Below are 19,673 nucleotides of genomic sequence, written 5' to 3' on the forward strand. Positions count from 1 at the left end.
CCGCCGTGCCGCGTTCCCGGCGGAGCTCCCCCGGCGATCACGCGGCGCTCACCCCACTCGGGGCAGGAATCCCGCCACCCGTTCCACCAGCCGCCGCTCGCATCCCGGCCATTCCTCCGCCGTGACGGAGAAGATCGCGGAGTCGCGCAGGCGGTCGTCCTCCCCCGGCGCCCAGGAGCGCGACCAGTTGCGCAGGACGCCCTCGAAGCGGGCGCCGACGCTCTCGATGGCCGCGCGGGAGCGGGCGTTGCGGGCGTCCGTCTTCAGGTCCACCCGGGAGACGCCCCAGTGCGCGAAGGCGTGCCGGAAGAGGAGGAGCTTGGCCTCGGCGTTGACGCCCGTGCCCTGGGCGGAACCGGCCAGCCAGGTGAAACCGACCTCGACGGCGTCCAGTTGCTCGTCGCTGAGCCAGGAACGCGGCTCCCAGTACGAGGTCGCGCCGACCGCCCGGCCGGAGGCGAGGGAGATCTGGGCGTAGGGCGCGAGCATGCCGGTCGCCGCGCGGGCGAGCTGGGCGTCGACGTAGTCACCGACCTCGTGCGCCCTCGGCACCCAGGTGAAGTCGTACGTCTGCCGGTTCTCCTCCGCCGCCACCGCCAGCTCGGCCGCGTGCCGTTGCTCCAGCGGCTCCAGGCGCACCAGCGCGCCTTCGAGGACCGGCCCCTCCAGCTTGAAACTCACCCGTCGATGTCCTTCCGCAGTACCCTCGCCAGTTCCGCGAACGCCTCGTGGAATCCGGGGAAAGTCTTGCGGACACAGCCGGGGTCGTCGAACGAGATTCCGGGGACGCGCAGTCCGGTCACCGCGAAGGACATGACGATGCGGTGGTCGCCGTAGGTCTTGATGTCGGTGCCCGTGAGGGAGCCGCCCGCGCGGGAACCGGCCGCGCCGGGCCTGATCTCGATCCAGTCGGGGCCGGTCGCCACCTCGGCGCCCAGCCGCCGGAGGTTCTCCGCGCAGGCTTCCAGGCGGTCGCACTCCTTCACCCGCGTGTTCGCCACGTCCTCGATGCGTACGGGGCCGGAGGCGAAGGGGGCGATCGCGGCGAGGGTCGGCATGGTGTCGGAGATGTCCCGCATGTTGACCGTGACGCCGTGGAGTTCACCGGTGCCGGACACGGTCGTACGGTCCGCGCCGACGGCCACCCGGGCGCCCATCCGCCGCAGCACGTCCACGAATCCCAGGTCGCCCTGGAGCGCGTGCTCGCCGAGGCCCGGCACGGTCACCTCGCCGCCGGTCAGCGCGGCCGCCGCGAAGAAGTAGCTCGCGGTGGAGGCGTCGGGCTCGATCGCGTAGGTCGTGGCCCGGTAGCCGCCCGGCGGGACGACGTACGTGTTCCCCTCGCGCCCCACCTCCACCCCGAACGCCCGCATCATCGCGATCGTGATCTCGACGTACGGCACCGAGACCAGGTCGGTGACCGTGATGCGCAGGCCGGTGCGGGTGAGCGGGCCGAGCAGCAGGAGGGCGGTCAGGTACTGGGAGGACTGGCCGGCGTCCAGCACCACGTCCCCGCCCTCGACGCCGGCCGCCCGCACGGTCAGCGGGTGGTGGCCCTCCGCCTCCTCGTGCCGCAGATCCACGCCCAGGTCGCGCAGGGCGCGGGTGAGCGGGAGGAGGGGGCGGCGGCGCATCTGCGGGGAGGCGTCGAAGCGGTAGGTGCCGTGGCCGGCGGCGGCGAGGGTGGGCAGGAAGCGGGCCGTGGTCGCGCCGTCCCGGCAGTAGACGTCGGCCTCGGTGAGCGCCGGGCCCTGCGGGCGGCCGTCGACCTGCCAGGCGTCCGGTGTCCGTCCCACGCGGTAGCCGAGCCGGGTCAGGCCCTCGGCGAACCCCTCGGTGTCGTCGGAGCGAAGGGGCCGCTGGAGGGTGGTGACGCCGTCGGCTGCCGCCGCCAGGAACAGGGCGCGGGCGGTGAGGGACTTGGAACCGGGGATGTCGACGAGGGCCATGCCCCTCATGATCCCGCGTGGGTCCGCTCCGGCGCCGGTACGTCCACGGGATGGACGGGTGTCGAGACGGTTCCCTGCGGCTGAACAACGGGTGGCACGGCGGGCTGGTCGGCGGGTCCGGCAGCGGGTCCGGCAGCGGGTCCGGCAGCGGCTTCAACACCCGGTTCAGCAGTGGGTTGAGCAGCGGCCCGGTCGGCGGCTTGAGAATCAGGCTGGACGGGCGATCGCTCGGGCGGTCGAACAGGCGCCGGGGCGGCGGGTGGGGCGGCCGGTGCGAGCGAGGTCAGGGCCACCCCGCCCACCAGCAGCGCCGCCGCGCACCAGCGCAGGCCGCTCACCGGCTCGCCGAGGAACAGGGCGGCCGACGTCATGCCGAACACGGGGACCAGGAGGGAGAAGGGAGCCACCGTGGACGCCGGGTGGCGGCGCAGCAGCCAGCCCCAGGCGCCGAAGCCGAAGACCGTGGTGACCCAGGCGACGTAGCCGACCGTGCCGACGCCCTGCCAGTCCAGCGCGCGCAGCGCGGCCAGGTCCCGCGACGGGCCCTCGGTCAGCAGGGAGAGGGCCAGCAGGGGCAGTACCGGGACCGTGCTCACCCACACCATGAAGTTCAGCGGATCCGGCGGGGAGGCCTTGCGGGTGAGGACGTTCGACGCGCCCCAGCAGGCCGCCGCCGCGATGACCAGCGCGAACGCGCCGAGCGAACCGGAGGCGCCCTCGTCGGCCGCGGCCACCCCGATCCCGGCGAGGGCCACGGCCATGCCCAGCAGCCGGACCCGGGTCGGGCGTTCGCCGAGCACCGCGAACGCGATGCCGGCCGTGAACACCGACTGGATCTGGAGGACCAGCGACGACAGGCCGGCCGGCATACCCGCGTCCATGCCGACGAAGAGCAGGCCGAACTTCGCCACCCCCAGCACCAGTCCCACCGCCACGATCCACTTCCAGGCCACCTTCGGGCGGCCCACGAAGAACACCGCGGGCAGTGCCGCCACCAGGAAACGCAGGGCCGAGAAGAGCAGCGGCGGGAAGTGACCGAGGCCGATCTCGACGACGGTGAAGTTGACGCCCCAGACGGCGGCGACGAGGACGGCGAGGGCGAGGTGAGCGGGGCGCATGCGCCGAGGATCACCCGCCCGGACCGTGAAGCACCAGCGATGATTGCTGCATGGTGGGATGAAGGAACGCTACCGATTGCGACCGATGGGAGTCACGGTGCTCGATCTCCAGCGACTGCGCGCCCTGCACGCCGTCTCCGTCCACGGCACCGTGGGCGCCGCGGCCGCCGCCCTCGGCTACACCCCGTCGGCGGTCTCCCAGCAGATCACCAAGCTGGAACGGGAGACCCGGACGGTTCTGCTGGAGCGGGCGGGGCGCGGCATCCGGCTCACCGACGAGGCAATCCAACTCGCCGCCACGGCGAAGGAGTTGCTGGCGCTCGTCGAGCGGGCCGAGACCGGGCTCGAGGAGCGGCGCGGGGTGCCGGCCGGGCGGCTGGCCATCGCCGCGTTCGCCTCGGCGGCGCGCGGACTGCTGCCGTCCGTCCTCGCCGACCTGGCCCGTCGGCACCCGGCCCTGGACGCCCGGCTCACCGAGGTCGACCCGCACCTGTCCGTGGACCTGGTGGCGAAGGGTGCCGTCGACCTCGCCGTCGCGCACGACTGGGACATCGTGCCGCTGCCCGCCCCGGCGGGTGTCGAGCACGCGGTGATCGGCGACGACGCGTGCGATCTGCTGGTGCCCGCGGGTCACCCCTTCGCGGGGCGGACGGGCGTACGGCGGGAGGAACTGGGCGGTGAGCGGTGGATCTGCCAGCCGCCGGGCCGGGTCTGTCACGACTGGCTGGTGCGCACGCTGCGGGCGGCGGGGCACGAGCCCGACCTCGTCCACACGGCGGAGGAGAACCCGACGCTCGTCGCCCTGGTGGCCGCCGGTCTCGGGGTCGCGCTGATCCCCCGCCTCGGGCGCGGCCCGCTGCCCGCCGGGGTCGTGGAGGTCCCGCTCGACCCGACGCCCGTACGACGGCTGTACGCGCTGTGGCGCACGGGGGCGGCCCGTCGTCCGGCGATCGCGGAGGCGGTACGGGTACTGCGGGAGGAGTGGCCGAGGGCATCGGCACACTGACCACCCCGGGCATCAGACCCCCGGGTCCAGGATCCCGGGTCCCCCGACCCCCCGGGCTTCCGGCCCTTCGGGCCTGGACTCCGCGCCTCCGCGCCTCCCGGCCACCGCGCCTCCCGGCCACCGGGCCTCCCCTCCGCGCCCCCCGGACTCCCGGACTCCCGGACTCCCGGACTCCCGGACCCAGGGACTCCGCGCCTCCGGGCCTCCGCGCCTCCCGGACCCCGGACCTCCGGACCTCCGCGCCTCCCGGACCCCGGACCTCCGGACCTCCGCGCCTCCCGGCCTCCCGGCCACCGGGCCTCCGCGCCCTCCGGACTCCCGGACTCCCGGACCCAGGGACTCCGCGCCTCCGCGCCTCCGGGCCTCCGCGCCTCCCGGACCCCGGACCTCCGGACCTCCGCGCCTCCCGGCCTCCCGGCCTCCGGGGCCTCCGCGCCCCCGGACTCCCGGACCCAGGGACTCCGCTCCTCCCGGCCCACCGGACCCCGGGCCTCCGATGGTCCGGCCCCGGGCGGTCCGGCACCGGGCGACCAGGCACCGCGGCCGTCCCGTTGGTCCCCCCTGTCGCTCCCTTACCGACTTCCGCGAAACGGGGTGCGGCCGGGAACCCTGTCCGAACTCCGTTCGTCCAACTCGCGAGCTGTCGGACGAGTCACCTCGGTGCGGTGTCGGCCCTCGCTGCTGGCTGCGATCGCCGACCCACCCTCTCCGCCGCACCGCGGCCGGCGGCCGAGCCGTCATCGGCGCGCCCCCCTCCAATGCGCCGATGGCGGCGCCTTCCGCGGGTAGCGTGCGCCACCGGCCCCCCACCGGAAGGAGCGCACATGCCCTCCAGACGCACCGTCCTCGCCGCCGGCGCGAGCGTCACCGCCGCCCTCACCGCCGGCGGTCCGGCGCACGCGGACGACCGTCGTCCCGACGAACTCCTCGCCCGTATGAGCCTGGAGGAGAAGGTCGGCCAGGTCTTCGTCTCCCGGGTGTACGGCCACTCGGCGACCGCGCCCGAGCAGACCGACATCGACGCCAACCTCGGCGAACTCGGTGTCCGCACGGCCGCCGAGCTGCTCGCCCGCTACCGGCTCGGCGGGATCATCTACTTCGCCTGGGCACACAACACCCGGGACCCGCGGCAGATCGCGGACCTCTCCGACGGCATCCAGCGGGCCTCCCTGCGACAGCCGCGCGGCCTGCCGGTGCTGATCTCCACCGATCAGGAGCACGGTGCCGTCTGCCGGGTGGGCCGCCCCGCCACCCTCTTCCCGGGGGCCATGGCGATCGGCGCCGGAGGCAGCCGCGCCGACGCCCGTACCCTCGGCCGCCTCGCCGGCCGCGAGCTGCGGGCGATGGGCATCCGGCAGGACTACTCCCCCGTCGCCGACGTGAACGTGAACCCGGCCAATCCGGTCATCGGCGTCCGTTCCTTCGGCGCCGACCCGGCCGCGGTGGCCGCCCTGGCCGCGGCGGAGGCCGAGGGCTACCGGGCGGCGGGAGTGGCGGCGACCGCCAAGCACTTCCCCGGGCACGGCGACACCGCCGTCGACAGCCACACCGGCTTTCCCGTCATCACCCACTCGCGCGAGGAGTGGGAGACGCTGGACGCGGTGCCCTTCCGGGCGGCGATCGCGGCCGGCGTCGACTGCCTCATGACCGCGCACATCCTGGTCCCCTCCCTCGACGCGTCCGGTGACCCCGCCACCCTCTCCCGGCCGATCGTCACCGGCATCCTGCGCCAGCGGCTCGGCTACGACGGGGTCGTGGTCACCGACGCCCTCGACATGGCGGGCGTGCGCACCAAGTACGGCGACGACCGGGTGCCGGTACTCGCGCTGAAGGCGGGCGTCGACCAGCTCCTCAACCCGCCGGACCTGGACGTGGCCTGGAACGCCGTCCTGAGGGCCGTCCGGGACGGGGAGCTCTCGGAGCGGCGGCTCGACGCGTCGGTCCTGCGGATCCTGCGGCTGAAGGCACGGCTGGGCCTGTTCGACGATCCGTACGTCGGCCCGGGCGACGCGGGGCGGACGGTCGGGGCGCCGGAGCACCTCGCCGCGGCCGACCGGATCGCCGAGCGGACCACCACGCTGCTGGTCAACGAGGGAGGGCTGCTGCCGCTCTCGCCCCGGACCCACCCCCGGCTCCTGGTGGTCGGCGCGGACCCGGCCTCCCCCACCGGCACCACGGGCCCGCCCACCGGCGTCCTGGCCGCCGCCCTCACCGCGCTGGGGTTCGGGGCGACGGCCCTGGCCACGGGCATGGCCCCGTCCGCCGAGGCGATCGCCGGGGCGGTGACGGCGGCGGGCACGGCGGACGCCGTGGTGGTCGCGACGTACAACGTCACGGCGGCCGACGCGCAGCGGTCGCTGGTACGACAACTGGCGGCGACCGGACGGCCGGTGGTGGCGGTGGCCGTCCGCAACCCGTACGACGTGGCGCAACTCCCCTTCGCCCGGGCCTGTTTGGCCACCTACTGCTGGACCGACGTCGAACTGCGGGCCGCCGCCCGGGTGATCGCCGGGGTGGCCGGGCCACGCGGGAGACTGCCGGTGCCCGTGCGGCGGGCGGACGATCCGACGCAGGTTCTGTATCCGATCGGGCACGGCCTGACGTACTAGGTCGTGTCCGCGACGAAGCGCCGTCCGCCCGCAGGGCGGGACGCGCGGCGTCCGGTGCGGGCGAGCCCGGCGGGGGCCCGATCCGCGGTCAACGACCCGACGGCCGGCCGGCGTGTGGGCCGGCCGGCCGTCGGGGCCCCTGTGCGCGGGAAACCGGCGGATGTCACGGGCGCAGCGCGGGCTCCCGCTCCACGTCCCGGACGTCCAGCCCCGCGTCGAACTTCGCCAGCGGCCGGGCCTGCGAGACGGCGGTCGGCGAGACGCCAGCCCAGGCCAGGATGCGGGCCGTGGCCAGCGCCTTCTGGTCGGCGACCAGACCGGCGACGTTCGCGCCGTGGTTCAGGCCGGGGGCGGTGAAGACGTAGCTGTCCTGCGCGCCCTTGCCGAGCCGGAAGCGTTCCGCGCCCCACGGGTCGTTCTGGCCGTAGACGAAGAGCATGTGATGGGCGTTGTGCTTCACCCAGGTGTCGACGTCGCGCATCGCCGACGGCTGGAACTTCATGGTGATGTCACGCGGGACGAAGTTCCGCGGGGGCTGGTAGCCGTAGCGGATGTACTTCTTCTCGATGGACGGGAAGTGGATCGTGGGGGCGCCCAGTTGGGTGCCCGCCTGGTAGTAGTACGGGGTGTACGGGGACAGGCCCTGGTCCGTGTAGAACGAGAAGCCCGAGATCGTGTCGACGGACGTCCAGATCTCGTCGTCCGTCGCCGTGGCGGCGTTCGCCGGGATCGACTCGCAGTCGGACAGCAGGCTGTACTGCCAGAAGCCCCAGACGTAGTCGAGGACGACGGCCTCGTAGGCGCGGTCCAGACTGCCGATGGTGGTGAAGGTGAAGCCCTCCGCCGCCGCGTAGTCCGCGTACTTCTTCTCCAGCGGCTCCCGGCGCACCAGCGCCTCGCGCTGCACGGCGTTCAGGCGGTCGCGGCACTCCTTGGTGCCGACGCCCGCGAAGAACCGGTCGTAGGCGGAGTCCTCGTCGTTGACGACGTCGTTCGGGGCCACGTAGGCCACCACGCCGTCCATGTCCTTGGGGTAGAACCGCTCGTAGTACGTCGCCGTCATGCCGCCCTTGGAGCCGCCCGTGGAGATCCAGTTCTCGGCGTAGATCTTCTTCAGCGCCTTGAAGATGCGGTGCTGGTCGCTCGCCGCCTGCCAGATGTCCAGCTTGGACCAGTCGGCCGGGTCGGGGCGGGAAGGCGTGAAGAAGCGGTACTCCATGGAGACCTGGTTGCCGTCCACGATCTGGGTGGGCTCGCGGCGGCTGGGGTTGGTGGAGACGTTGTAGCCGCCGGTGTAGAAGACCGTGGGGCGCGCGGTGTCCTTGTGCAGCACGGTGATCCGCTGCTGGAACGTGCCCTTGGCGGGGTGCCGGTGGTCCACCGGCTGGGTGTAGTTCAGGACGAAGTAGCGGTAGCCGGGGTACGGCTTCTCCTCGACCAGGCTCATGCCGGGTACGGCGAGGAGCCGGTCCTTGATGTCCGTGCCGGCGGTGGCCTTGGGCTCGGCGGCGGTGGCCGCCCCTGCCGTGGCCGCCGTGCTCAAGGTGCCTATGAGCACCGTGAGCGCCAGCAGCCATCTGAGCGCCTTGCGCATGCGCGTGCACCCTCCCTGTGAGACAGATGTGCGTCGCCGGAAGCTATCGGAGCAACACCCGTCACACCAGAGGGGATTGACGTACCGTGCCGTCACGCCGGGGGTCGGCTCAGCAGAGGATCCAGCCCGAGCGGTACGAACCGCCGGCCACCGCGCCCGTCACCCGCACGCACCGGTGTCCCGCGTAGACCCTGGCCGGCGGGGAACTGCGCGTGTGTTTCCTCGACTTCGGCACGGCGACATGGCCGCGCGCCTGGACGCTCACCGAGATCAGCCGCTTGGTGCCGGGGTGCTTCTGCACGGTGACGGCACAGACGTAGCCACTGCCCTTGTAGACCAGCACGGAGCCGGTGGAGAAGGGCAGGGTGCGCACCTTCCGGCCCGGGCAGGAGCCGGCGGAGGTCGCGGCCTGGGCGCTGCCCGGCGCGACGACGGCGAGCAGCGCGGACACGATCGTCACGACCAGCCCGAGCGTCAGCCGCCGGACCGTCCCGCTTCTCGCACCTGTGCCCACGGTCCCCGCCCCTCCCACGTCCGCCGTACTCACGATCGCCGTACTGATGTACGGACGCACGACACACGCCGAATGGTTGCCCTCACGCCGTCTCGGGTGCTGAACCTTCCGCTGCCGCCGTCACACCGCCGCGGGCTCGTCCTCGCCGACGAAGGTGCGCCAGAGGCGGGCGTACCTGCCGCCCAGGGCGAGCAGGGCGTCGTGGGTGCCGTCCTCGACGACCCGGCCGTGATCCATCACCACGACGCGGTCCGCTCGGGCGGCGGTGGTCAGGCGGTGGGCCACCACCAGTGTGGTGCGGCGGCCGGTCAGGCGGTCCGTGGCCTGGTTGACCTGGGCCTCCGTGGCCAGGTCGAGGGCGGCCGTCGCCTCGTCGAGGAGCAGGACGTCCGGGTCGACGAGCTCGGCGCGGGCCAGCGCGATCAGCTGGCGCTGGCCCGCGGAGAGGTTGCGGCCGCGCTCGGCGACCTCGTGGAGGTAGCCGCCGTCGAGGGTGGCGATCATCTCGTGCGCGCCGACCGCCCTGGCCGCCGCCTCCACCTCGGCGTCGGTGGCGGAGGGCCGGCCGTAGGCGATGGCGTCGCGGACGGTGCCGGGGAAGAGGTACGCCTCCTGCGGGACGACACCCAGCCGGTGGCGGTACGAGGTGAGGTCGAGGGCGCGGAGGTCCGTGCCGTCGACGGTGACCCGGCCGCCGGTGGGGTCGTAGAAGCGGGCCACCAGTTTGACCAGGGTCGACTTGCCCGCGCCGGTCTCACCGACGAAGGCGACGGTCTGGCCGGCCGGGATGCGCAGCTCGATGCCGGTCAGGGCCTCTTCGGGTTCGTCGGCGGAGCCGTACTGGAAGTGCACGTCCTCGAAGGCGATCTCGCCGCGCAGCGAGCGGACCTTCTCCGCCTCCTCGGCGGACTTCGTGGACGTCGGCTCCCGGAGCAGCTCCTGGATCCGGCCCAGGGAGACGGTCGCCTGCTGGTAGCCGTCGAAGACCTGGGAGAGCTGCTGGACGGGGGCGAAGAACAGGTCGATGTACAGGAGGTACGCGACCAGCGCACCGGTGGTGAGGGTCGCCGCGTCCACCCGGCCGGCGCCCGCGATCAGCACCGCCGCCGCCGCGACCGACGACAGCAGCTGCACGAACGGGAAGTAGATCGAGATCAGCCACTGGCCCCGGATGCGCGCCGTGCGGTAGCTGTCGCTGCGCTCCGCGAACCGTGCCGCGCCGTCCCGTTCGCGCCGGAAGGCCTGCACGATCCTGAGCCCGGACACCGACTCCTGGAGGTCGGCGTTGACCGTCGACACCCGCTCACGGGCGAGCTCGTACGCCTTCACGCTGGCCCGGCGGAAGAAGTACGTGGCGACGACGAGCGGCGGGAGCGTCGCGAAGACGACCAGCGCGAGCTGTATGTCGATGACCAGCAGGGCGCCCATGATGCCGAAGAAGGTGACGATCGCTACGAAGGCCGTGACCAGACCGGTCTGCAGGAAGGTGGAGAGGGCGTCGACGTCCGTCGTCATCCTCGTCATGATCCGGCCGGTCAGCTCCCGCTCGTAGTAGTCGAGCCCGAGCCGCTGGAGCTGGGCGAAGATCTTCAGCCGCAGGGTGTAGAGCACGCGTTCGCCGGTCCGGCCGGTCATCCGGATCTCGCCGGTCTGCGCGATCCACTGCACCAGGACGGAGAGCAGCGCGAGCAGCGAGGCCGCCCAGACGGCCCCCAGCGCCGCACGGGTCACGCCCTGGTCGATGCCGTGCCGGATCATCACCGGCAGCAGCAGGCTCGTCCCGGCGTCGACGGCGACCAGGGCGAGGCTGACGAGAAGGGGCGCGCCGAAGCCGCGCAGCAGCCTGCGCAGGCCGTAGGACGCCTCCGGCCGGACGGCCTGCCGCTCGTCGACGTCGGGGGTGTCGACGAGCGGCGGCAGCGCCTCGATCCGGGCGAGCAGCTCGGGGGTGGCCGGCATCCCGGACAGGGCGGTGTCCTTCGGCTCCCGGTCGCCGGTCCACAGCCGGGGGGTCACCCCGCGCTCGGCGTCGAACTCGGCGTCCAGTTCGTCGCGGACGGAGGTGTCCTCGCCGGGCGCCAGGGGCTGGGCGTGGCCGGGCGAGACCCCGCCGAGCTCGTCGGGGTCGGTGAGCAGACGGCGGTAGAGAGCGGAGCGCTCCTGGAGCTCCTCGTGGGTGCCGAGGTCGGCGAGCCGGCCGGCGTCCAGGACGGCGATGCGGTCGGCGAGGTTGAGGGTGGAGCGGCGGTGCGCGATGAGCAGGGTCGTGCGGCCCTGCATGACCTGTTTCAGGGCCTGGTGGATCTCGTGCTCGACCGCCGCGTCCACGGCGGAGGTCGCGTCGTCGAGGACCAGCAGGCGCGGGTCGGTGAGGATCGCCCGGGCGAGCGCGACCCGCTGGCGCTGGCCGCCGGAGAGCGTGAGGCCGTGCTCGCCGACCGTCGTGTCGTAGCCCTGTGGCAGCTCGGCGATGAACCGGTCGGCCTGGGCGGCGCGGGCGGCCGCCTCGATCTGCTCCTGGGTGGCCTCGGGACGGCCGTACGCGATGTTGGCGCGGACGGTGTCGGAGAAGAGGAACGAGTCCTCGGGGACCAGGCCGATCGCGGCCCGCAGCGAGTCGAGGGTGAGCTCGCGGACGTCGTGGCCCCCGATGAGGACCGCCCCCCTGCCGACGTCGTAGAAGCGGGGCAGCAGGAGGGAGACGGTGGACTTGCCGGAGCCGGAGGAGCCCACCACCGCGAGGGTCTCGCCGGGGCGGATCTCGAAGGTGAGGCCGTCGAGTACCGGCCGGCCGGCTTCGTAGCCGAAGGTCACGTCGTCGAACTCGACGGTGGCGGGGGCGTCGGCGGGCAGTGTCTTGGTGCCGTCCTTCATCGACGGTTCGGTGTCGATCAGCTCCAGGACGCGTTCGGTGCCCGCGCGGGCCTGCTGGCCGACCGTGAGGACCACGGCGAGCATCCGTACCGGGCCGACGAGCTGCGCGAGGTAGGTGGAGAACGCGACGAAGGTGCCGAGGGTGATGTGGCCGCGCACGGCCAGCCAGCCGCCGAGCGCCAGCATGGCGACCTGGCCGAGGGCGGGGACGGCCTGGAGGGCGGGGGTGTAGGCCGAGTTCAGGCGGATCGTGCGCAGCCGGCCGGCGAAGAGCCGGCGGCCGACCTCGCGCAGTTTGCCGGTCTCCTGGTCCTCCTGCCCGAAGCCCTTCACGACCCGTACGCCGCTGACTGCTCCGTCGACCACACCGGCGACGCCCGCCGCCTGGGCCTGGGCGTACCAGGTGGCGGGGTGCAGCCTGGTGCGGCTGCGCCGGGCGATGTACGCGAGGGCGGGTGCCACGGCGAGGGCGACCAGGGTGAGCGGGAGGGACAGCCAGGCCATGACGACGAGGGAGATCAGGAAGAGGAGCAGGTTCCCGATCGTCATCGGGAGCATGAAGAGCAGACCCTGGATGAGCTGGAGGTCACTGGTGGCGCGGCCCACGACCTGGCCGGTGGACAGTTCGTCCTGACGCCGGCCGTCGAGGCGGGTGATCGTCTCGAACATCTCGGTCCGCAGGTCGTGCTGGACGTCGAGGGCGAGACGTCCGCCGTAGTAGCGGCGGACGTAGGTGAGGACGTAGACGAGGACGGCCGCGGCGATCAGGGCTCCGGCCCAGGGGCCCATGGAACGGCTGTGGTCGCCGATCACATCGTCGATGATCACCTTGGTGACCAGCGGGACCAGTGCCATGACGGCCATGCCCGCGAGCGAGGAACCGAGCGCGAGCACGACGTTCGCCGGGTGGCGCCAGGCGTACCTGGCCAGTCTGCGCGCCCAGCCTCGCCGCTGCTCCCCCTGCTGCACTGCCACGCCGGTGCCTTCCTGTCGTCCCGGTCCTCCCGGTCGTCCCGGTCTGCCGGAAGGCACCAACGCCGAAGGAAGCGGATTTCATCCCTCCGCAACAATCGGGGACACACGGTCACAGCCGGTCAGCGGCGGCCGGACGGGGTCAGACGCGTACGCGCAGCCGGTAGAAGCGGGTCGTCTGCGCCGCGTTCTGGTTGTCGTCGCTGACCAGGAGCACCTGCAGGCGGCCCTTGGCGCGGCCGGTGATCACCATGCCCTCGATGTTGTCGAGCAGCGGGTTCGGCTGGGGCTGCCCGGCGGTCGCTCCGCGTGACGGGCAGTTCACGATGTCGGCGAGGAGTGTCTTGCGGACCGGGCGCACGCCGTCCTGGCCGGTGAGGTCCGCGACACCGACGGTGTCCGTGGCGTGGCGGGGGTCGGCCAGGTACAGGCGGACCGTGTTGCCGACGCCGGCGGTGAAGCCGCGCTCCAGGACGAGGAGCCGGCCGTCGGGCAGGGCCTGGACCTCGGGGACACCGAGGCCGGGGTCGGCGCGGTAGGCGTACTGGGCCGAGAGCGCGAACCGGCCGTGCCCGCGCCGCCAGGTCTGGAAGCGGACGATGCCCGTGCTGTCGCCGGAGATCGCGTACTCCATCGACGCGAGGAGGGTGCGGCCGCCGGGGAAAAGGGTGAGGCCCTCGAAGGTCTGGTTGGCGGTGGCACGCCCGGCCGGGGCGACGAGCAGCGAGGACGGGACCGGGAGACGGTCGAGGATCCTGCCGTCGTGGCTGTAGCGGCGGACGGACGGCTCGGTCTCGGAGGTGACCAGACGGGTGCCGTCACCGTCGACGGCGAGACCCTCGCTGTCGAGTGCGGCGCCGCTCTCGTCGGCGAGCGGGACGACCGACTCCGGGGCGAGGGTCTTCGCGTCCAGGCGGAAGAGCGAGGAGCGGTCGGAGAGGGCCGCGAGGGAGCCGTCCCCGTCCAGGGCGAGCGCGGAGAGGTTGCCGACGAAGGTGCCGTCGAAGGTCGTCTTGTCGAGGGCGTCGGAGAAGCCGTCGAGGGAGACGGCGGGCGAACAGGCGTCGCCCGTGGCCGTGCCGGTGGGCGCGGTGGGGGCCGTGCCGGAGGCCGTGTCGGTGGCCCGGTCGGCGGCCGGGCGGGCGTTGGCGGGCCCGGCGGCGGTGAGCGTGGCGGCCGCCGCCAGGCCGGCGGTGAGGGTGGCGAGTACGGTTCGCAGGCGCATGCCCGTCACCGTAGGTCGGGTCGGTGACGTGCGGTGGGACACCGCGTAAAGCCTCGTTCAGGAGGCGGCCAGGTCCTTGTGGATGACCTTGGCGACGCCCTGAATGGTCGTGATGCCGTAGTTCATGGTGCTGTTGCCGTGGGTGAGGACGGTCATGACGTAGTCGTGGCCGCCGCCCTTGAAGGTGCCGACGCTGTGCACCCGCCAGCCGTTCGTGGCGCGGGACAGCCACCCGTTCTTGACGTGCCAGCCGACCCCGGCCGGCCTCCCGTACGGCGTGCCCCAGCGCTGCGACGAGACGACCTGGCCCATCAGCGTGTTGACGTAGGCGCGCGAGGCGTCGGTCAGGACCGTGTTCTTGGCGGTGAGCAGCTTCAGCAGCTTCTGCTCGTCGGTGACGGTGATCTGGGTCAGGCCCCAGTAGCCGTTCGCGCCCGGCTTGGTCTGCGTCATCTTCGCGGCCGTCAGAAAGTTCTTGATCTTCGTGGTGCCGAGCTGCTTCCACAGGGTGGAGGTGGAGGCGTTGTCCGACTTGGTGATCATGGCCGTGGCGAGGGTCTTCTCACGGCTGGTCAGCGCCCGGCCGGTCTTCTGCGCGTCCCACAGCAGCGCGGACAGGACGGTGACCTTGACGACGCTGGCCGAGTCGAAGGCGGTGGAGGCGCGCAGGGTGCAGGTGGTGCCGGTGGCGCGGTCGTAGAGGCCGACGGCGATCGTGCCCTTGCGGTTCGCCAGCGCGGCGGTGATGTCCTTCTTCAGTTTGGCCGCGAGCCCCGCCTTGGCCGACGTACAGCTCACGGTGGGGGTGGCGGCCGCGGCGGGCGCGGCGGCCGCCACGCCGGATATGAGGACGCCGGCGGTGAGCCCGGCGCCGAGCAGCCTTCTGCTTCTTCGTGTCCGGTGAGTCATGACCTGTTGACACACAAGTTCGTACGAAAGGTTGTACGCATCGCCGAGCTTGTGTTCGCCCGCAAGGTTGTGCGCGTCACCGAAGTTGTGTGCGTCACGCGTCACCGAAGGTTGTGCGCGTCACCTCGGGTGTTGGGGAAAGCCTGGGCAACGCGTTACCGCGCCCTGTGCGTTCTCACAGGCGGCGGCCAGCCTGACCACAGCGAGCACCCACAACGGCCGTACAGCATGCGCAGGGTGACATCTGCCACCGATCCACTCCCCCACCCGGCCGTGCCCCCCGCCGTGTCCCCGGACTGGGCCCCGCCGACGACCTCCGAGACGGCCCCGGCGGCGCCCCCGCCGGACGGGGCCCCGCGCTGGTCGCTGCCCGCGCTGATCGCGATCATGATCCTGGCGGCGGTGCTCTACTCCTGGAACCTGTCCGGGTCGAGCCTCAACAGCTTCTACAGCGCCGCGATCTACAGCGGCACACAGAGCTGGAAGGCGTGGTTCTTCGGCTCGCTGGACGCCGGGAACTTCATCACCGTCGACAAGCCGCCGTTCGCACTCATGATCATGGGTCTGTCCTGCCGGATCTTCGGGTTCGGCACCTGGCAGATGATGCTGCCGGAGGTGGCCGCGGCGCTGGGCACGATCTGGATCCTGCACTCCAGCGTCAAGCGGGCCTTCGGACACGCGGCCGCCGCCGTCGCGGCCCTCGTGCTCGCGCTGACGCCGATCACCGTCGCCATCAACCGCGACAACAACCCGGACACCGTCCTCGTCCTGCTGATGGTGGCCGGCGCGGCCCTCGCCCTGCGCGCCACCCGCGAGGACCGGCTGCTGCCGCTCCTCGGCTCCGCGGTCTGCTTCGGACTCGCCTTCAACACCAAGATGCTCCAGGGCTACATCGCCCTGCCCGCCGTCTTCGCCGTGTACCTGTACGCGTCGAGGGCGGGCTGGAGGAAGAAGGCCGCGAACCTGGCGCTGGCCGCCGTGGCGCTGGCCGTCGCCAGCTTCTGGTGGGCGACGGCCGTGTCCCTGGTGCCCGCCGACGACCGGCCGTACATCGGCGGTTCGACCGACGGCAGCGCCTGGGACCTGATCATGGGCTACAACGGCCTGGGCCGGGTCCTCGGCGGCGAGGGCAACGGCGGGGGCGGCGGAGGCGGCGGCTCCTTCGCCGGTACCGCGGGCATCGGCCGGATGTTCAACGACGTCCTCGGCGGCCAGATCTCCTGGCTGATCCCCTTCGCGGGCATCGCGCTCGTGGCCGGTCTGGTGCTGCGCGGCCGGGCCCCGCGCACCGACCCCACCCGCGCCGCGCTGGTGCTGTGGGGCGGCTGGCTGGTGCTGCACTACCTGACCTTCGCCATGGCCGAGGGCACCATGCACCCCTACTACACGACCGCGCTCGCCCCGGGCATCGCGGCGCTGTGCGGTGGCGGCGGGGTCATGCTGTGGCGTGCCCTGCGCGGCGGTGACGCCCGCTGGTCGTGGGTGCTGCCCGTGGGGCTCGCGGTCACCGGCGTCTGGGCGATCGTGCTGCTGCGGCGCGCCACCGGCTGGAACACCTGGCTGTGGCCGGCCGTCGGCGTGGTCATGGTCCTCGCGATCGCGGGCCTGTTCGTGCTGCGGTCCGCGAGCTCCGGCGTCAGGGTCCGGCTGCTCGGCGCGTCCGTCGTCGCGGCGATCGTGGCGGCGCTCGCCGGTCCGACCGCGTACGCCGCCTCGCCGGCCTTCGGTTCCTCCGGCGGGATGATGGGCGGCACCAACCCGACCGCGGGTCCGTCCACCGGTGGCGGCATGGGCGGTCCCGGCGGCGGCCGGGGCGGCTTCGGCGGCGGCAACGGCGGTCCCGGCGGCCAGGCCCCCGGCGGCACGCAGCAGGGCGGCCAGGCGAACGGTGAGTTCCCCGGCGGCGGTGACGGCCGGACGACGCCGGGCGGCGGCAACGGCGAACTCCCGCAGGGCGGCGGCGCCCCCAGCGGTGCCCCCAGCGGCGGCCAGGGCGGCGAGGCCGGCCAACAGGGCGGCGCGAACGGGGAGTTCCCCGGTGGCGCCCAGGGCGGCGCCGAGAGCGGCACGGCTCCGGGCGGCGGCACCGGTGGCGGCCCCGGCGGCGGTACGGGTGGTGGCGGCATGGGCGGCGGCATGGGCGGCGCCGACAGCGAGCTGATCACGTACCTGGAGAAGCACCAGGACGGCGCCACCTGGCTGATCGCGGTCTCCAACTCGCAGAGCGCGGGCCAGATGATCCTCAGCAGCGGCAAGCCCGTCATCTCCATGTGGGGCTTCACCGGCAGCGACCAGGCGATGACCCTCGCCAAGCTCGAGGAACTGGTGAAGAACGGCGAGCTGCACTACATCCAGCTCGGCGGCGGCGGCATGGGCGGCAACAGCAGCCTGAACCAGGAGATCACCGCCTGGGTGCAGAAGAACGGCACGGCGGTGCCGGAGAGCGACTACGGCTCGGCGTCGGACTCCGCGTCCGGCTCGGGATCCACGTCGGAGTCCGGTTCGGGATCCACCACGTCCGGGTCCGGCACGGACGCCTCGGGCACGGACACCTCGTCGCAGAGCAACCAGTCGACGATCTACCGGCTGGACGCCTCGGACGTGAGCTGACCGGCACGGCGCAACAGTACGAAACGGCCCCCGACTTGATTGTCAGGGGCCGTTTCGGCGTAAGAAAGCGCGTTCAACTCGCGTAGATGAGGGGCAGTTTGCCGGTTCCCGTCACTTGATGGACATGTCAGATTCATTGCCATGACCGCATGTGCATGTCACTCTCCCGATTGCCGCCTCCAATCAACCCGCGTAGATCGGACACCCCACATGCTGGCGACACGCATACGCCGATGGAAGTCGGTGGCGCTTGCCACCACTGCCGTCCTGGTCGGTCTCACCGCGCCCGCGCTCACCGCGACCCCCGCCGCGGCGACCACGACGGCCTACGACGCGACGTACTACAAGAACGCGGTCGGCAAGACGGGCACGAGCCTGAAGTCCTCGCTGCATACGATCATCAGCAGCCAGACGAAGATCTCGTACTCCGCGGTCTGGAACGCCCTCAAGGTCACCGACCAGGACCCGAACAACAGCAGCAACGTGATCCTGCTGTACAGCGGTGTCTCGCGAGCCAAGTCCCTCAACGGCGGTGACGTCGGCGACTGGAACCGCGAGCACACGTGGGCCAAGTCCCACGGCGACTTCGGCGAGGTGACCGGTCCGGGCACGGACCTGCACCACCTGCGCCCCGCGGACGTACAGGTCAACAGCATCCGCGGCAACCTGGACTTCGACAACGGCGGCAGCACGGTCACCAACGGCGGCGGCAGCCTCGTCGACTCCGACTCCTTCCAGCCGCGCGCGGCGGACCGGGGCGACGTGGCCCGCATGATCCTCTACATGGCCGTGCGCTACGAGGGTGACGACGGCTTCGCCGACCTGGAGCCCAACGAGAAGGTCGGCAACGGCAGCAACCCGTACATGGGCAAGCTGTCCGTCCTCAAGGCGTGGAACGAGGCGGACCCGCCGAGCGCCTTCGAGGAGAACCGCAACCAGGTCATCTACGACACCTACCAGCACAACCGCAACCCGTTCATCGACCACCCGGAGTGGGTCGAGGCGATCTGGTAGGACCCGGAGCGCGACCGCGGAGGAGCTGGACTTCCCGAGACGACAGGGAGGTTCAGCCCCTCTCGGCATGCACGGGCACACCCGCCGCAGGAGTCGGTGTGATGGAAGGACTAGTTCCCTCACACCGGTGAAGCCGGATCTTCCTCCCGGGCATGTCGCCCGGCCCGGACGCGAGGCTGGGGGCGCCTCGGCAGCTCCGCCGGAGCGACCCCCACTCCCTTTCCCGGAGACCTTCATGAAGCTTCGCGCCTGGTCCTTCGCCGCCGCTCTCGCGCTGACCGCCCTCACCCTCCCCGCCCCGAGCGCCTCGGCGGCGGCCGCGGCGCCGTCCTGTCCCGACGGGTCGATCTGTTTCTACAGCGGCGAGAACTTCCACGGCAGCAGCTGGGAGTGGACCGCCCGCAGCGGCTACCGCGACATGCCTCCCGCCCTCCACGACCACGTGGGCTCCTTCGTCTCCGGCACCCGCGCCTGTTTCATCAACTGGGGCCCGGTGGAGAAGCGGAACGTCTTCAACGCCGACTACCGCACCCGCTACCTGGGCGACTTCGGCGGCCGGATCGACGCGGTGGGCCCGGGCGCCTGCTGACCCCCGGCCCGGCCTACCGCCGCTCGCCCTCACCGCGGGGAGCGCCGTACCAGCGCCACCGCGTCAGACGCGCGTGACCCGGGATCTCTCCCCGGCCGGTGGCCCACAGCAGGGTGGGCCACCGGTCGGTGCCGGCCGGGGCGTCCGGGAAGAGCCTCGCCAGCACCCGGTCGCACAGTCCGGCGTCCGGCTCCCAGCGGACACCGAGCCCCTCGGCGACGTCGTGCAGATGCACCAGCGTCTCGACGACCCCCATGGCGGCGAACCCCTCGGGGTCCGAGGCCCCGAAGACGTGATGCGACCTGACGTCCGCCGGCGTCGTGCGCACCATCGAGGTCAGCAGCGCCCCGCAGGCCTCCAGCACCTGCGCGAGCCCGGCCGCCCCGGCCGCCCGGTCGGCGAAGACGACGTTCGCCGGCGCACCGGGCCGCTCCGCGCGCCACACGAAGGGCACCTCGGTGCCCGGCGGCCCGCCCCGCGGACCCAGTTGGGCGGCGTAGGCGAAGAGGTCGTCGGCCAGATGCTCGACGGTCTCCCGGCAACTCCAGTCCAGGGAACCGGCCTTGGCGTCCCAGTCGGCCGTCTCGGCCCCGCGCAGCGCGGCCACCGCCGACCGGACCGCCTCCTGCACGTCGTCGGCGGTGACGGGGCCGGGTGATCCGAGAGCTTCAGACATGCCGGGACCGTATC

Annotated in this window: 14 protein-coding genes; 5 read left to right on the top strand and 9 right to left on the bottom strand. The window is 72.7% G+C overall.

What is annotated here, in order from left to right:
* Positions 1-48: 48 nt before the first annotated feature.
* The 3 genes from ASD48_RS05685 to ASD48_RS05695 are packed head-to-tail and all read right to left on the bottom strand — an operon-like array spanning position 49 to position 3,067.
* Positions 49-681, bottom strand: a complete 633-nt coding sequence (locus ASD48_RS05685) for a GNAT family protein (protein ID WP_057600280.1) — start codon at positions 679-681, stop codon at positions 49-51.
* Complete coding sequence (aroA, locus tag ASD48_RS05690) at positions 678-1,949, bottom strand: 3-phosphoshikimate 1-carboxyvinyltransferase (RefSeq protein WP_057600281.1); 1,272 nt, start codon at positions 1,947-1,949, stop codon at positions 678-680. Before aroA ends, ASD48_RS05685 begins: the two co-directional genes overlap by 4 nt.
* A 5-nt stretch (positions 1,950-1,954) precedes the next feature.
* Positions 1,955-3,067 (bottom strand): EamA family transporter, encoded by a 1,113-nt coding sequence (locus tag ASD48_RS05695; protein WP_057600282.1) that lies wholly within the window; start codon positions 3,065-3,067, stop codon positions 1,955-1,957.
* 97 nt (positions 3,068-3,164) lie between these two features.
* On the opposite strand from ASD48_RS05695, the gene ASD48_RS05700 reads away from it, so the two are divergent.
* Together ASD48_RS05700 and ASD48_RS05705 are read left to right on the top strand one after the other, a co-directional pair.
* Entirely contained in the window at positions 3,165-4,073 is a 909-nt protein-coding gene (locus ASD48_RS05700; protein ID WP_057601023.1) for a LysR family transcriptional regulator, read from the top strand.
* Positions 4,074-4,897: 824 nt separating this feature from the next.
* Positions 4,898-6,682: a glycoside hydrolase family 3 protein gene (locus ASD48_RS05705; protein WP_057600283.1), complete on the top strand. Its 1,785-nt coding sequence runs from the start codon at positions 4,898-4,900 to the stop codon at positions 6,680-6,682.
* Positions 6,683-6,845: 163 nt separating this feature from the next.
* Here ASD48_RS05705 and ASD48_RS05710 read toward each other — a convergent pair whose 3' ends face one another.
* From ASD48_RS05710 to ASD48_RS05730, 5 genes are all read right to left on the bottom strand, one after another.
* Positions 6,846-8,276, bottom strand: coding sequence for a S28 family serine protease (locus ASD48_RS05710; RefSeq protein WP_057600284.1), 1,431 nt, complete (start codon positions 8,274-8,276; stop codon positions 6,846-6,848).
* Between the two features lie 109 nt (positions 8,277-8,385).
* Entirely contained in the window at positions 8,386-8,790 is a 405-nt protein-coding gene (locus tag ASD48_RS05715; protein WP_107104269.1) for a hypothetical protein, read from the bottom strand.
* Positions 8,791-8,910: 120 nt separating this feature from the next.
* Positions 8,911-12,639, bottom strand: coding sequence for an ABC transporter ATP-binding protein (locus ASD48_RS05720; protein ID WP_057600285.1), 3,729 nt, complete (start codon positions 12,637-12,639; stop codon positions 8,911-8,913).
* 139 nt (positions 12,640-12,778) lie between these two features.
* A complete protein-coding gene (locus ASD48_RS05725) occupies positions 12,779-13,861 on the bottom strand; it encodes an esterase-like activity of phytase family protein (protein WP_057600286.1) in 1,083 nt (360 codons plus the stop codon).
* Positions 13,862-13,918: 57 nt separating this feature from the next.
* Positions 13,919-14,770 carry a serine hydrolase gene (locus tag ASD48_RS05730; protein ID WP_057601025.1) on the bottom strand — a complete coding sequence of 284 codons (852 nt, stop codon included), beginning with the start codon at positions 14,768-14,770 and terminating at the stop codon, positions 13,919-13,921.
* Between the two features lie 237 nt (positions 14,771-15,007).
* On the opposite strand from ASD48_RS05730, the gene ASD48_RS05735 reads away from it, so the two are divergent.
* The 3 genes from ASD48_RS05735 to ASD48_RS05745 all read left to right on the top strand — a co-directional run bounded on the left by ASD48_RS05735 (position 15,008) and on the right by ASD48_RS05745 (position 18,983).
* Positions 15,008-17,380 (top strand): glycosyltransferase family 39 protein, encoded by a 2,373-nt coding sequence (locus tag ASD48_RS05735; protein WP_057601026.1) that lies wholly within the window; start codon positions 15,008-15,010, stop codon positions 17,378-17,380.
* Between the two features lie 210 nt (positions 17,381-17,590).
* Positions 17,591-18,394 (top strand): endonuclease, encoded by an 804-nt coding sequence (locus ASD48_RS05740; protein WP_057600287.1) that lies wholly within the window; start codon positions 17,591-17,593, stop codon positions 18,392-18,394.
* A gap of 235 nt (positions 18,395-18,629) precedes the next feature.
* The gene (locus ASD48_RS05745) at positions 18,630-18,983 is read left to right on the top strand and encodes a peptidase inhibitor family I36 protein (protein WP_057600288.1); all 354 of its coding nucleotides are present in this window, start codon (positions 18,630-18,632) and stop codon (positions 18,981-18,983) included.
* A 13-nt stretch (positions 18,984-18,996) separates the two neighbouring features.
* On the opposite strand, the gene ASD48_RS05750 is transcribed toward ASD48_RS05745, so the two are convergent.
* Positions 18,997-19,659 (bottom strand): maleylpyruvate isomerase N-terminal domain-containing protein, encoded by a 663-nt coding sequence (locus ASD48_RS05750; protein ID WP_057600289.1) that lies wholly within the window; start codon positions 19,657-19,659, stop codon positions 18,997-18,999.
* Positions 19,660-19,673: the final 14 nt, after the last annotated feature.

This window comes from Streptomyces sp. Root1310, assembly GCF_001426425.1.
GTDB lineage: Bacteria > Actinomycetota > Actinomycetes > Streptomycetales > Streptomycetaceae > Streptomyces.

Coding starts and splice junctions, on each gene's coding strand:
- ASD48_RS05740 (WP_057600287.1), top strand. CDS start 17,591: ATGCTGGCGACACGCATACGCCGATGGAAGTCGGTGGCGCTTGCCACC.
- ASD48_RS05705 (WP_057600283.1), top strand. CDS start 4,898: ATGCCCTCCAGACGCACCGTCCTCGCCGCCGGCGCGAGCGTCACCGCC.
- ASD48_RS05710 (WP_057600284.1), bottom strand. CDS start 8,276: ATGCGCAAGGCGCTCAGATGGCTGCTGGCGCTCACGGTGCTCATAGGC.
- ASD48_RS05695 (WP_057600282.1), bottom strand. CDS start 3,067: ATGCGCCCCGCTCACCTCGCCCTCGCCGTCCTCGTCGCCGCCGTCTGG.
- ASD48_RS05725 (WP_057600286.1), bottom strand. CDS start 13,861: ATGCGCCTGCGAACCGTACTCGCCACCCTCACCGCCGGCCTGGCGGCG.
- aroA (WP_057600281.1), bottom strand. CDS start 1,949: ATGGCCCTCGTCGACATCCCCGGTTCCAAGTCCCTCACCGCCCGCGCC.
- ASD48_RS05730 (WP_057601025.1), bottom strand. CDS start 14,770: ATGACTCACCGGACACGAAGAAGCAGAAGGCTGCTCGGCGCCGGGCTC.
- ASD48_RS05750 (WP_057600289.1), bottom strand. CDS start 19,659: ATGTCTGAAGCTCTCGGATCACCCGGCCCCGTCACCGCCGACGACGTG.
- ASD48_RS05745 (WP_057600288.1), top strand. CDS start 18,630: ATGAAGCTTCGCGCCTGGTCCTTCGCCGCCGCTCTCGCGCTGACCGCC.